Here is a 12154-nt window from a genome sequence, read left to right as displayed (position 1 = left end):
AGCCGGGCCGGTGGCGGTCCGGACAGTGTTTCCATAGAATACGGCCGCATTCGGCCCGGGTGACCGCCCGCTGGGGGCTCTTGGGCGGGCCGGAATTCCGCAAACCGGGAGGTAGGAACAAGATGAGCAGTATCGAGGACCGCGTTAAGAAGATCGTCGTCGAGCAGCTGGGGGTGAAAGAGGAAGAGGTCACGTCCGAGGCCTCGTTCGTGGACGATCTTGGCGCCGACTCGCTGGATACCGTGGAGCTCGTGATGGCCCTCGAGGAGGAGTTCGAGTGCGAGATCCCTGACGAGGAGGCCGAGAAGATCACGACGGTCCAGCAGGCGATCGACTATATCAACCGGCATCTCGAGCAGTAATCTCGAAGGCGCGGTCCGCGACCGCAACCGGTTGCAACGACGGGGCCGGCAACACCGGCCCTGTCGCGTTTTCGGAACAGGCGTTTCAGCGGAGGTCTGCCGTGGCACAACGGCGTGTAGTGGTCACCGGCATGGGTATCATCTCACCGGTGGGGAACGGACTCGAGGCGGCATGGGAGAGCATCCGCAACGGGCGCAGCGGCATCGGGCCCATCGAGCGCTTTGACACCGCGGCGTTCTCGGTGCGCTTCGGCGGCGAGGTCCGCGGTTTCGACGTGGAGCAGTACCTGCCGCGCAAGGATGCCCGCAAGATGGACCCCTTCATCCACTACGGCATCGCCGCCTCGGTGGACGCGATGAAGGACGCGGGGCTGGAGGTCACCGAGGAGAACGCCGAGCGCATCGGCGTCTCGGTCGGCTCCGGCATCGGCGGCATCCACTCCATCGAGGAGGGCCACAAGAGCTATCTTGATGGCGGCCCGCGCAGGATCACGCCGTTCTTCATCCCGAGTGCCATCATCAACATGATCTCGGGCAACCTCTCCATCCTGCTGGGCGCGAAGGGGCCGAATCTCGCCACCGTCACCGCCTGCACCACCGCCACCCACAACATCGGCCTGTCCGGACGCCTGATCGCCCATGGCGACGCCGATGTCATGATCGCGGGCGGTGCCGAGTTCGCCACCACGCCCACCGGGCTGGGCGGCTTTGCCGCGGCCCGGGCGCTGTCCACCCGCAACGATGACCCCGCCGCGGCAAGCCGCCCCTGGGACAAGGGCCGCGACGGCTTCGTGCTGGCCGATGGCGCCGGCGTGCTGGTGCTCGAGGAGTACGAGCACGCCCGCCGGCGCGGGGCCCCGATCTACGCCGAGCTCTGCGGCTTCGGCATGAGCGGCGATGCCCACCACATGACGCTGCCCGCGGAGAGCGGCGAAGGGGCGCGCCGCTGCATGGAGAATGCCCTGCGCGACGCGGGCATGAACCCGGACGAGATCGACTACATCAACGCCCACGGCACCTCCACCAAGGCCGGCGACCGCGCCGAGGTGCAGGCGATTCGGGCGACCTTTGGCGATCATGCGTCGCGTCTCGCCGTCAGCTCCACCAAATCCATGACCGGGCACCTGCTCGGCGCAGCGGGGGGCGTTGAGGCGGTATTCACGCTGCTCGGCATGCGCGATGGGGTGCTGCCGCCGACCATCAATCTCGACGATCCCGACGACGACCTCACCCTGGACTTCGTGCCCCACGAGGCCCGACAGGCGAAGATCCGGGCGGCGCTCTCGAACTCGTTCGGCTTCGGCGGCACCAACGGCACCGTGATCTTCCGCGCGCTCGAGGGGTGAGCACGCCGGCGGCGTCCGTCTGGCTGGTGGACGGCGAGCCCGCCGCGGCGGTGCCAGCGGACGACCGCGGCCTCGCCTACGGCGACGGGGTTTTCGAGACCATCGCCCTGGTCGCCGGCGCCCCAGCACTCTGGGAGGCCCACATTGGGCGCCTGCAGCGCGGCTGCGAGCGCCTCGGGATACCGGCACCATCACGCCGGCAGCTGGACAGCGATCTCGCCCGTCTCGCGCCCTCCGGGGACGGGGTGCTACGGCTCACGGTCACCCGCGGCAGCGGGGGCCGCGGTTATGCCCCGCCGGCAGTGCCCAGCCCGCGGCGCATCCTCGCCCGCCTGCCCCTCCCGGAGCGCCCCGCTGCCTGGTGGCAGGAGGGCGTGTCGGTGCGGGTCTGCCATACCCGGCTGGCAAGCCAGCCCGCTCTCGCCGGCATCAAGCACCTCAATCGTCTGGAGCAGGTGCTCGCCCGTCAGGAGTGGCAGGATCCGGCCATTGCCGAGGGTCTGATGCTCGCAGAGAATGGCGAGCTGATCGAGGCGACGGCCTGCAACGTGCTGTTGCGCATCGGCGACCGCGTGCTCACGCCCCCCACCGACCACTGCGGCATCGGCGGCCTGATGCGCGACCACCTGCTGGGCCGTCTCGTCGCCCGTGGGTTCGCCGCCGCGACCGCCCCGCTGCGCCTGGAGACGCTGGCGCCGGACGCGGAGCTCATGCTCTGCAACAGCCTGATCGGCGTCTGGCCGGTGCGTTGGCTTGACGCGGCCGAGCGCCCGGTCAGCGCACTGGCCGGCGAGCTGCAGGCGGCGTTGCGTCGTGAGGGTCTGGTCGCACTGCCACTGGAGGACGAGGCGTGATCCGCTCCCTGCTGCGATGGCTTGGCATTGGCCTGCTGCTGCTGACCCTGGCTGCCGGCGCCGGCGCAGCCTGGCTCTGGCAGCAATGGCAGGCCCTGGAGAGCGCCCCCATTGCCAGCGCCCCGGTGGCCGAGCCGGTGCGGATCGCCGAGGGCGTGAGCTTCGGCGCCATCGCCCGTGATCTCGAAGGCCGCGGGCTGGTGGATGACGCCCGCCTGCTGTCCCTCTACGCCAGGGTGGAGGGTCTGGCCGGGCGCATGCAGGCCGGCGAGTACCGTGTGACGCCCGGGATGACCGCCGCCGGGCTGCTGCGGAAGATTGCCGCCGGCCGGGTGATCGAGTATCCGCTCACCGTGGTGGAGGGCTGGCGCTTCCGCGAGCTCTGGCAGGCCCTGCGCGCGCACCCGGCCATCGAGCGCACCCTGCCGGAAGACGCCAGCGACGCCGAGATCATGGCCGCCATCGGGCGCGAGGGCGTGCACCCGGAGGGCCGCTTCCTGCCCGAGACCTACCGCTTCCCCCGGGGGACCACCGACGTCGACTTCCTGCGGCGGGCGAACCGGGCACTGGAGGAGACGCTGGAGGCGGCGTGGGCCGAGCGCCAGCCGGATCTTCCGCTGGAGGGGCCGGAGGACGCGCTCATCCTCGCCTCCATCATCGAGAAGGAAACCGGGGTCGCGCAGGAGCGCCGCCGGATCGCCGGGGTATTCGTGCGCCGGCTCGAGCGCGGCATGCGCCTGCAGACCGACCCCACCGTGATCTACGGCATGGGCGACGCCTACGACGGCAACATCCGCCGCCAGGATCTGCGCCGCGACACCCCCTACAACACCTATACCCGCGCCGGCCTGCCGCCCACCCCCATCGCCCTGGCCGGAGAGGCGGCCATCCGCGCCGCGGTGGACCCCGCCGACGGTGACAGCCTCTACTTCGTCTCCCGCGGCGACGGCAGCCACAAGTTCTCGGCGACCCTCGAGGAGCACAACCGCGCCGTGCAGCGCTACCAGCTCGGGGGCGGCGGATGAGCCGGGGGCGCTTCATCACCGTGGAAGGGCTGGAAGGGGCCGGCAAGACCACCGCGCTGGCGGGAATCCGGGCCTGGATCGAGGCGCGCGGCGCGCCCGTGCGGCAGACCCGTGAGCCCGGCGGCACGCCGCTTGGGGAGGCCATTCGGGAGCTGCTGCTCGGCCATCGACAGGAGGGCATGAGCGCTCGCGCCGAGACGCTGCTGGTGTTCGCCGCCCGCGCCGAGCACCTGGAGCAGGTGATCCGCCCGGCACTGGCGGCGGGCGAGTGGGTGCTCTGCGACCGCTTCACCGACGCCACCTATGCCTACCAGGGCGGCGGTCGCGGGCTCGGCAGCGAAGCGGTGCGGGTTCTCGAGGACTGGACACAGGGTACGCTGCGCCCGCATCTCACGCTGTTCCTGGACGTGCCGGTTGCCACCGGCCGCGCACGCGCGGCCGGGCGCAGTGAGCCGGACCGCTTCGAGATCGAGCGCGAGGCGTTCTTCGAACGGGCACGGGCGGCGTATCTCGAACGCTGCACCGCCGAGCCGGCGAGGATGCGGCGCATCGACGCCAGCGCCGAGCCGGAGGTGGTGCAACGGCACATCGAGGCCGTGCTGAGCGAGGTCTTCGGCAATGACGGCTGAGGCCCCGGCTCCGCTGCCCTGGCAGGAGGCGGCCTGGCAACGCTTCACGCGGGCCCTGGCGCAGGACCGGCTCGCCCATGCCCTGCTGCTGGCGGGGCCGGCCGGCACTGGCAAGGGTCAACTGGCGCGGGCGATGCTGGCGCGGCTGCTGTGCACCGCCCCCACGGGAGACCAGGCCTGTGGCGCCTGCCACGGTTGCCGACTGCGTGGCGGTGGGGCCCACCCGGACTGCCGCCTGGTGCTGCCGGAGGCCGAGGGCAGCGGCGCCCTGCGCATCGAGGCGATCCGCGGGCTTGGAGAGTTCCTGCGGCTCTCCAGCCAGTATGGCGGCTGGCGGGTGGCACTGATCGAGCCGGCCGAGGCGATGACCCACGGGGCGGCCAACAGCCTGCTGAAGCTCCTCGAGGAGCCGCCGCCGGGCGTGGTGCTGCTCCTGGTCTCGCATCGCCCGGCGCGGTTGCCGCCGACGGTGCGCAGCCGCTGCCAGCTCCTGCGTCTCGGGCTGCCGACACCGGCGGTGGCCGAAGCGTGGCTGGCGCGCGAGCACCCGGAGGCCGTTCCGCTGCTGGCCGAGACCGGCGGCGCCCCGCTGGCCGCCGTGCGCCTGGCGGAGGCAGGCGGCGGCGAGCGGCTGGAGGCCCTGGCGCGGGCGCTGGCGGAGCTTCAGTGCGATCGGCGCAGCGCCGTGGCCACGGCGGCGGAATGGGAGGCGGTGGGGCCGGCGGAGACGGCCGCGCTCATGCAGCGCGTGCTGGCGCGCAGCGCGCGCCTGCGGGCGCTGGGACGTGAAGCGGACCGCAGTTCCGCGTCGCCGGCCTTGCAGGCGCTGGCGCAGTCCCTAGACTGGAGCGAGCTTTTCGAGCGCCTGGACGGGGCACTGGAACTCGCCCGGGCTGCCAGCCAGCCGCTCAACGCGCTGATGGCGCTCGAAGGCCTGTTCCTCGCCTGGTCGCCCGCCGCTCGCGGGCCGGCCGGGGAGGCCCGGTCACTGCGCGGGGGATGACGGGATGGCTCAAACCGGCCGCAAAGGCGGGCGCCAGGGGATCCTCTCCCTGGCCATCAAGGACAAGAACGCCCTGTATGCGGCGTATATCAACTACGTCCGCAACGGCGGTCTGTTCGTGCCCACCACCAACCACTACGAGCTCGGCGACGAGGTGTTCATCCTCCTGCAGCTGATGGACGAGGCGGAGAAGATCCCGGTGGTGGGCAAGGTGATCTGGATCACCCCGCGCGGCGCCCAGGGCAACCGCACGGCAGGCATCGGCCTGCAGTTCACGGACAAGGACGGCGGCACCGCCCGCAACCGCATCGAGACCTACCTCGCTGGCGCCCTGGAGTCGGAACGCCCCACCCACACCATGTAGCCGTGCTGGTCGACTCGCACTGTCACTTTCACCTGCTGGAGGACACCCCCGGCCCGGAGGCCGCCCTCGAGGCCGCCGTGAACGCCGGCGTGTCGTACTTCCTGAACGTCGCCGTCGACGTCGAGCACCGGGACGATCTGGTGGCCTTCGCCGAGCGGCACCCGCGGGTGTTCACCTCCGTGGGCGTGCATCCGAGTGGCCGCGGCGAGGATCCGGCGCCGGAGCGTATCGCCGCGCTGGCCGAGCACCCGCGGGTGATCGCCGTCGGCGAGACCGGGCTCGACTACGTCACCGACCGGGGCGAGCTCGGCTGGCAGCGGGACCGCTTTCGGCGTCACGTCGAGGCGGCGCGCCTCTGCGGCCGGCCCATCATCGTGCACAGCCGTGGCGCGCCGGAGGACACGGTGGCCATATTGCGGGAGACGGCGGCAGGGGACGTCGGCGGCGTCATCCACTGTTTCGTGGAGGACTACGCCACCGCGCGGGCGCTGCTCGACCTCGGATTCCATCTCTCGCTCTCCGGGATCCTGACTTTCCGCAATGCCGACGCCCTGCGCGAGACTGCGCGCCGACTGCCGCCGGACCGGCTGCTGATCGAGACGGACTGCCCCTATCTCGCCCCCGTGCCGCACCGCGGGCAGGAGAACCGCCCGGCGTGGGTCGGGCGAGTCGCGGAGTGCCTGGCGGAGATCCAGGGCCGGGATGCGGAGGCCGTCGCCTGGCAGACCGCCGGGAATTTCTTCGACTGCTTCAGCCGCGCGCCGCGGCCGGACGGTCTTTGAGCGCCAGCACCCTATCCACTGCCCGATCAATATCCTGGGGCGAGTTGTGAAAGTGCGGTGAGAACCGTATCCCGCCCTTGCGGCTCGCCGCGATCACGCCTTCCGCGCGCAGGGCCCGCCAGAGCGCGGGCCCGTCGGCGCCGGCGACGCGGAAGGTGACGATGCCGGCGCGTCGCTCCCGGGCGCTGGGCGTGATCGCCGAGAGCGCGGGCTCGGCGTCCAGCCGGGCGAGCAGGTGCTCGACGTTCTCCTGCACCGCCGCGCCCACGGCCGCCATGCCCTGGCCCTCGAGCACGCCGAGGCTCGCCTCCAGGGCGTGTGCGGCGAGCAGGTTGGGGCTGCCGGGCTCGAACCGGCGCGCCGTGCTCGCGGGCGTCCAGTCGCGCCGGTCGTAGTCGCCGGCGGCCTCTGCCATGTGCCAGCCATGCTGCAGCAGCCGCAGCTGCTCGCGCCGGTCCGGATGCACGTAGAGCACCCCCAGCCCCTCCGGACCCAGCATCCACTTGTGGCCGTCGGCGACGACGAAGTCCGCGCCCACGGCGGCGGCGTCGAAGGGCAGGGCGCCCAGATGCTGGATCGCATCGACGCAGAAGAGGGCGCCACGGTCCGCGCAGGCCTGACCGAGACGCTCCAGGTCGAGCCGCAGCCCGGTCGCGTACTGCACGGCGCTCACCGGCAGCACCCGGGTCCGCGCGTCCATGGCGGCGATCAGGGCGTCCTCGGGGGACTGCGCGGCGTCCAGCCGCACCTCCCGCACCTCGACACCGTGGCTCGCCGCGAGCGCCTCCCAGGGCATGCGGTTGGAGGGGAATTCCTGATCGTTGATGACCACGTTGTCCCCCGGCCGCCAGTCCAGCCCCTGCGCCACCAGCGACAGCCCCTCGGAGGTATTCTTGACCAGGGCGATGTCATCCGCCGAACCGGCCCCGATCAGCCGTGCCAGCCGCTCCCGCAGCCGGCGCTCCACGGCCAGCCACTCGGGATACTCGGCGGCCCCGCGGGCAACGTTGACCTCCGCAAACCGCCGCACTGCCTCCCCGGCCGCCCGTGTCCACGGCCCGACGCCGGCGTGGTTGAGGTAGATGAGGTCGGGGTCGAGGGGGATCTCGGGGTGAGGCATGGGCATCGCGCGCGGTCGGTTCAGGAATTCAAAGCCTGATCGAAGTGGCGCGCGAGTTCAAAGGCCCGTGCGAGTTCAAGGTTCAAAGTTCAAGGTTCAAAGGGCTCCCACCGCACACCAGGGTGCCTGCGGATGCCGCCGGAGTGATGCCGTGCGGGCTAGATTGGCGAGGGGCGTTCTTTACTTTGAACCTTGAACCTTGATCTTTGAACTCACTCAAACAAGCTGCCCCAGAATCCTGAATCCCGCCAGGTACGTCCCCGCCGCCGAGCCGATGGTGGTGAACAGGAACACCAGCAGGGTGCGCGAGACACGGTTGTGCCACCAGCCGCGGGCGCGGGTGACGTCGGTGCGCAGGCGGCGGAAGTCGCGGACCTGAGGGCGACGCAGCGCCAGCTCGGCGCCGGCGGCGACGAAGCCCGCGCCGATGGTGGGGTTGAGTGAGGTCAGCGGGGCGGCGAGGAACGAGGTAATTACCGTCAGTGGATGGGCCGCCGCGAGCAGGGCGCCGAGGGCGCACAGCCCGCCGTTGATCAGCACCCAGTCGAGCACCAGCTGCAGGCCGAGCTCCGTGCTGCGGCTGAAGCCGATGGCGAAGCCCCCGAGGATTACCGCCACCACGACCCAGGGGATGACGCGCGGCCAGCGCGCCCCGGGCGGCACGCGGTCGAGCTCCCGCTGGACGCCGACCGGGTCCTCGATGCCCTGTTCCAGCGCCGCGGCGATCCCGGCCAGATGACCGGCGCCGACCACGGCGAGCACCTCCCGGGCCCCGGAGCGCGCCTCCTCGAGCAGGCGCGCCGCCATGTAGCGGTCCCGCTCCGCGATGAGGCTGTCGTAGAGCACCGCCGAGCGCTCGGCGAACTCGGCGAAGGTGGACTCGAGCATGTCGCCCTGCTTGAGTCGCTCGATGTCCTCCGCCTCGATGCGCTCGCGGGACAGCGTGCTCGCGAGCAGCCCCGAGAGCAGCGCGGCGCGCTGCCACCACGGCACCCGACGGTACACGCGCTTCAGCGTGGTGCCGATCTCGCGGTCGATCAGCCACACCGGATAGCCGGACTGGCGCGCCCCCCGTGCCGCCGCCTCCATCTCCGCGCCCGGGCGGATGCCGAACTGCTCGGCGAGGCGCTGCTGGTAGGCGCCGAGGGCGAGGCTAGCCGCGACCATCCCGGCCTTGCCTTCACGCAGTATCTGGAAGAGATCCATGCGCTCCAGACTGTCCGGCTGGGTGAGGGTGCGGTACCGGCTGTCGCAGAGCTCGACGGCCACGGCGTCGTAGCGCCCCGAGCCCACCTCGCGCTCGACGTCGGCGACGCTCGCGCTGGAGACGTGGGCGGTGCCGAGCAGGGTGAAGGTGGTCTCGCCGACGGCGACGCGGCGGATCAGCTGCTCCGGAGTGGCCTCGCTCATGGGCTCCGCTTTACCGTGGCAAAAGGCGCCCGATTATGGCCTACGGACCCGCCAGGGCAAAGCGCGGCCGGAGCCGGCCACCACCGGTCACGTGGCCACGTCCGCCGGCAGGCGCCGGGCGCAGATCGACTGGCGAATGCTGTCGCCACCGGCCTCGGGCCCGAGGAGCTCGTAGCCGAGGACGCGAAAGCCCACGGCCACTTCGGCGAGCAGCTCGCCCGGCCGGAGCAGGAAATCGGGATTGCGGGGCCGGCCGAGCCGCTCCTGGCCGCGCCCGAAGGTGCTGTAGATGAGCAGTCCGTGCGGGGCGACGGCCGCCCGGATCGCCGGCAGCAGCGGGCGCCATAAGTAGTTCACGACGATCACGGCTGCAAAGCGGCGCTCGCCCAGGGGCCAGGGCTGTGCCTCCAGGTCCGCGGCGATCAGCTCGGCGCGGTCGGCCAGATCATCCACCGCTTCGAGGCTTCGATCCACCAGCGTCACCGGGTGCCCGGCGGCGAGACCGGCCCGCCCGTGACGACCACTGCCGCAGGCGAGGTCGAGGATCCGGCCGCCTGGCGGAATCAGCGGCAGGAATCGGCTTACCCAGGGGTCGGGGTTGTTCGCCATGATACGTATCCGTGTCTTCGTCACGGTTGCTCGGGGCGGCTGCGGTCATCGTCGCGCGCGGGCGGCGCGGGTGCAGGCATTCGTCGCAGGGGCCGGCCTTCCAGCCAGGGGCCGAGCTCCTCGCTCGGCATGGGGCGGGCGATGCCGAATCCCTGGCCAACCCGGCAACCCAGGGCGACGAGGCGCTCGCCGTGCGTAGGCGTCTCAACACCCTCGGCCACCGTTTCCAGCTCGAAGCTGCGCGCCAGCCGTACCACGCTCTCGACGATGGCGGCATCTTCGCTGCTCTCGAGCATGCGTCGCACGAAGCCGACGTCGATCTTCAGCACCTCCACCGGCATGTGGCGCAGATGCACCAGCGACGAGTAGCCGGTGCCGAAATCATCCAGCGCGAAGCGCACGCCATGCGCCCGGAGCTCCGCGAACACCGGCTGCGCCGCCTGCCAGTCATACACCGCCTCGGCCTCGAGAATCTCCAGCTCCAGGGCCGTTGCCGGAAATCCCGGCTGGGTGCCGAGCAGAGCTACCAGATCCGTCGAGAAATCCGGCGCAAGCAGCTGTCGCGCCGAGACATTCACGCTCACCGGCAGGCCGTGTCGGGCGCCTTCGGCGATGGCCGTGCGCAGCACCCAGGCGCCGACAGCATGCTCCAGCGGCGCCCCTTCCAGCAGCGGCAGAAACTCGCCGGGCGCCTGCAGCCCCTGGTCCGGGTGCTGCCAGCGCAGCAGTGCCTCGACGCCGAGCACCTCGCCGCTGACCAGGTCCACCCGGGGCTGGTAGTGCAGCGTGAACTCGTCCGCCGCCAGCGCTTCGCGCAGGCGCCACAGCCCGCGCTGACGCAGCTCCACCTCCCGGGCGGAATCCGTATCGAAGACGATGGTGCAGTCGCGCCCCGACTGCTTTGCCCGATACATGGCCTGGCTGGCATGCCGCAGCAGCTGCTCGGCGTCACCCTCGTCCAGCGGGAACAGCGTGGCCCCGGCACTGGCGGTGAACCGCGCCGTACCGCCGGCCGCGTCCAGCGGTGCACCGATGGCCCGGTGCAGCACGTCCAGGCGCGCCACCAGGGCGCCATGATCCGCCACGCCGCCCAGCATCACCGCGAACTCGTCGCCGCCCACCCGCGCCAGGAGATCGCCAGGCCCGAGCGCCTGCTCCAGGTTCGTGGCCATCTCTCGGAGCACGGCATCGCCGGCCGCCTTGCCCTGCGTTGAGTTGAACTGCTGCAGATGATCGATATCGAGTATCGCCACGCCGAGGCCCTGGCCTCGCTGGCGCGCCTGGACCATGGCCTCCCGCAGCGAGGAGGCGAACAGGTGCCGGTTGGGCAGCTCGGTGAGGGCATCGTACAGCCCGAGATGGCGGATTCGGCGCTCGTACTCCTTGAGATGGCTGATGTCCGAGAACACGGCGATGTAGTGTGAGAGGGCGCCGCGCTCGTCTGCGACGCGGTTGATGGCGAGCTGCTCCGGGTAGATCGCTCCCGAACGCCGGCGGGCCCAGCGCTCGCCTCGCCACTGGCCATCGCGCGCAAGGGCGCGGACGATCGGGGCATTGTCCGGGTCGGTCCAGAGCTCGGACTCGGTGCCGATGACCTCGTCGCGCTCGTACCCCGTGGCGCGGGTGTAGGCCGGGTTCACGTCCAGGATGCGATGGTCCGGGGTCGTGATCATGATGCCGTCGGGGCTCGCGAGGAAGACGCTGGCGTAGAGCCGCAATGCCTCTTCCGCTTCCTTTTCGGCGGTGACGTCCAGATGCGTTCCGGACATCCACACGGGTGCGTTGTCGTCGGCGCGCCGGCTCCAGAGCCGCCCGCGGGTATGCACCCATACCCAGCCGCCGTTGCGATGACACATGCGCAACCGGCAGTCGAAGAAATCCGTGGTCCCCGCGAAGTGGCGCGAGAGGGCGGCCTCGGCCGCGGGCAGATCCTCCGGGTGCACGCGCGCCCGCCAGGTATCGATGGACGGCTCCGCCAGTGCCTCCGGTTCCTCGCCGAGCATCGTGGCCCAGCGACGGTTGATGCGCAGCTCGCCGCTCGGCACGTGCCACTCCCAGGTCGCCGCGTTGGTGCCGGTGACGATCTCCTCCAGACGGCGGTGCTCGCGCGCGACATCATCCGCTACCACCGCATACTCGAAATGCTCCATGACCAGCTCGGCGAGCAGCCGCAGCGCGGCGCGCTGGCCCTGAGTGAGTCGCCGCGGGGTGTGGTCCAGCACGCACAGGGTGCCGAGGACATGGCTCTCCCGCGTCATCAGTGGCGCGCCCGCGTAGAAGCGAACATGGGGGTCGCCGGTTACCAGCGGGTTGTCGCGGAACCGATCGTCCTCGAGGGCGTCCGGGATCTCGAGCAGATCCTGCCCGTCGAGGGCATGCGCGCAGAATGAATGGCGCCGGGGTGTTTCGCGGATGGATACGCCATGGGCCGCCTTGAACCACTGCCGCTCCGCGTCCACCAGCGACACCAGCGCCATGGGCGTGCCGGCGATGCTCGCCGCCAGCGCGACCACGCGATCCGCCGTGCCGTCGGGGACGGAGTCCATCAGCCCGAAGCGTGCGAGTGCATCCAGCCGGGCCGCCTCGGGGTCCGGCGGCCTGGAACCGTGCGGGTCGACCATTGAGGGCTCCGCCCAGGGGGAGCGCCGCA

General features: G+C 71.4%; 12 protein-coding genes. 8 read left to right on the top strand and 4 right to left on the bottom strand.

The features are described from left to right. The first annotated feature begins 122 nt into the window (after positions 1-122). From acpP to LMH63_RS12025, 8 genes are all read left to right on the top strand, one after another. Positions 123-362 (top strand): acyl carrier protein, encoded by a 240-nt coding sequence (gene acpP / locus LMH63_RS12060; RefSeq protein WP_109678491.1) that lies wholly within the window; start codon positions 123-125, stop codon positions 360-362. A 101-nt stretch (positions 363-463) separates the two neighbouring features. Next, complete coding sequence (gene fabF / locus LMH63_RS12055) at positions 464-1708, top strand: beta-ketoacyl-ACP synthase II (protein ID WP_109678493.1); 1245 nt, start codon at positions 464-466, stop codon at positions 1706-1708. Next, the gene (gene pabC, locus LMH63_RS12050; RefSeq protein ID WP_109678495.1) at positions 1705-2562 is read left to right on the top strand and encodes an aminodeoxychorismate lyase; all 858 of its coding nucleotides are present in this window, start codon (positions 1705-1707) and stop codon (positions 2560-2562) included. Before fabF ends, pabC begins: the two co-directional genes overlap by 4 nt. After that, positions 2559-3587 carry an endolytic transglycosylase MltG gene (gene mltG / locus LMH63_RS12045; protein WP_229332580.1) on the top strand — a complete coding sequence of 343 codons (1029 nt, stop codon included), beginning with the start codon at positions 2559-2561 and terminating at the stop codon, positions 3585-3587. The genes pabC and mltG overlap by 4 nt, the downstream gene beginning before the upstream one ends. After that, a complete protein-coding gene (gene tmk / locus LMH63_RS12040) occupies positions 3584-4216 on the top strand; it encodes a dTMP kinase (protein ID WP_109678497.1) in 633 nt (210 codons plus the stop codon). Before mltG ends, tmk begins: the two co-directional genes overlap by 4 nt. Further along, a complete protein-coding gene (gene holB, locus LMH63_RS19450) occupies positions 4206-5219 on the top strand; it encodes a DNA polymerase III subunit delta' (protein ID WP_109678499.1) in 1014 nt (337 codons plus the stop codon). The genes tmk and holB overlap by 11 nt, the downstream gene beginning before the upstream one ends. Positions 5220-5223: 4 nt before the next feature. Next, positions 5224-5583, top strand: a complete 360-nt coding sequence (locus tag LMH63_RS12030; RefSeq protein WP_109678501.1) for a PilZ domain-containing protein — start codon at positions 5224-5226, stop codon at positions 5581-5583. Between the two features lie 2 nt (positions 5584-5585). Beyond that, complete coding sequence (locus tag LMH63_RS12025; protein WP_109678503.1) at positions 5586-6365, top strand: TatD family hydrolase; 780 nt, start codon at positions 5586-5588, stop codon at positions 6363-6365. Here LMH63_RS12025 and LMH63_RS12020 read toward each other — a convergent pair. The 4 genes from LMH63_RS12020 to LMH63_RS12005 all read right to left on the bottom strand — a co-directional run bounded on the left by LMH63_RS12020 (position 6334) and on the right by LMH63_RS12005 (position 12125). Then, positions 6334-7485 carry an aminotransferase class V-fold PLP-dependent enzyme gene (locus LMH63_RS12020; protein ID WP_199225649.1) on the bottom strand — a complete coding sequence of 384 codons (1152 nt, stop codon included), beginning with the start codon at positions 7483-7485 and terminating at the stop codon, positions 6334-6336. The genes LMH63_RS12025 and LMH63_RS12020 overlap by 32 nt on opposite strands. Before the next feature lie 216 nt (positions 7486-7701). Continuing rightward, positions 7702-8895, bottom strand: coding sequence for a TraB/GumN family protein (locus tag LMH63_RS12015; protein ID WP_109678507.1), 1194 nt, complete (start codon positions 8893-8895; stop codon positions 7702-7704). A gap of 87 nt (positions 8896-8982) precedes the next feature. Beyond that, a complete protein-coding gene (locus LMH63_RS12010) occupies positions 8983-9504 on the bottom strand; it encodes a class I SAM-dependent methyltransferase (RefSeq protein WP_109678509.1) in 522 nt (173 codons plus the stop codon). A gap of 20 nt (positions 9505-9524) precedes the next feature. Beyond that, on the bottom strand, positions 9525-12125 hold the full coding sequence (locus LMH63_RS12005; protein WP_158280358.1) for a sensor domain-containing phosphodiesterase: 2601 nt from the start codon (positions 12123-12125) through the stop codon (positions 9525-9527). Positions 12126-12154 lie beyond the last annotated feature (29 nt).

It is taken from the genome of Spiribacter halobius, from assembly GCF_020883455.1.
GTDB lineage: Bacteria > Pseudomonadota > Gammaproteobacteria > Nitrococcales > Nitrococcaceae > Sediminicurvatus > Sediminicurvatus halobius.
The sequence above is the reverse complement of the archived record's forward strand: the minus strand, read 5'-3'. Positions and strand labels throughout refer to the sequence as shown.

Bases quoted from the DNA above. Each gene is read 5' to 3' on its own strand.
- holB (WP_109678499.1), top strand. From the start codon at position 4,206: ATGACGGCTGAGGCCCCGGCTCCGCTGCCCTGGCAGGAGGCGGCCTGG.
- acpP (WP_109678491.1), top strand. From the start codon at position 123: ATGAGCAGTATCGAGGACCGCGTTAAGAAGATCGTCGTCGAGCAGCTG.
- LMH63_RS12015 (WP_109678507.1), bottom strand. From the start codon at position 8,895: ATGAGCGAGGCCACTCCGGAGCAGCTGATCCGCCGCGTCGCCGTCGGC.
- LMH63_RS12010 (WP_109678509.1), bottom strand. From the start codon at position 9,504: ATGGCGAACAACCCCGACCCCTGGGTAAGCCGATTCCTGCCGCTGATT.
- LMH63_RS12005 (WP_158280358.1), bottom strand. From the start codon at position 12,125: ATGGTCGACCCGCACGGTTCCAGGCCGCCGGACCCCGAGGCGGCCCGG.
- LMH63_RS12030 (WP_109678501.1), top strand. From the start codon at position 5,224: ATGGCTCAAACCGGCCGCAAAGGCGGGCGCCAGGGGATCCTCTCCCTG.
- tmk (WP_109678497.1), top strand. From the start codon at position 3,584: ATGAGCCGGGGGCGCTTCATCACCGTGGAAGGGCTGGAAGGGGCCGGC.
- LMH63_RS12020 (WP_199225649.1), bottom strand. From the start codon at position 7,485: ATGCCTCACCCCGAGATCCCCCTCGACCCCGACCTCATCTACCTCAAC.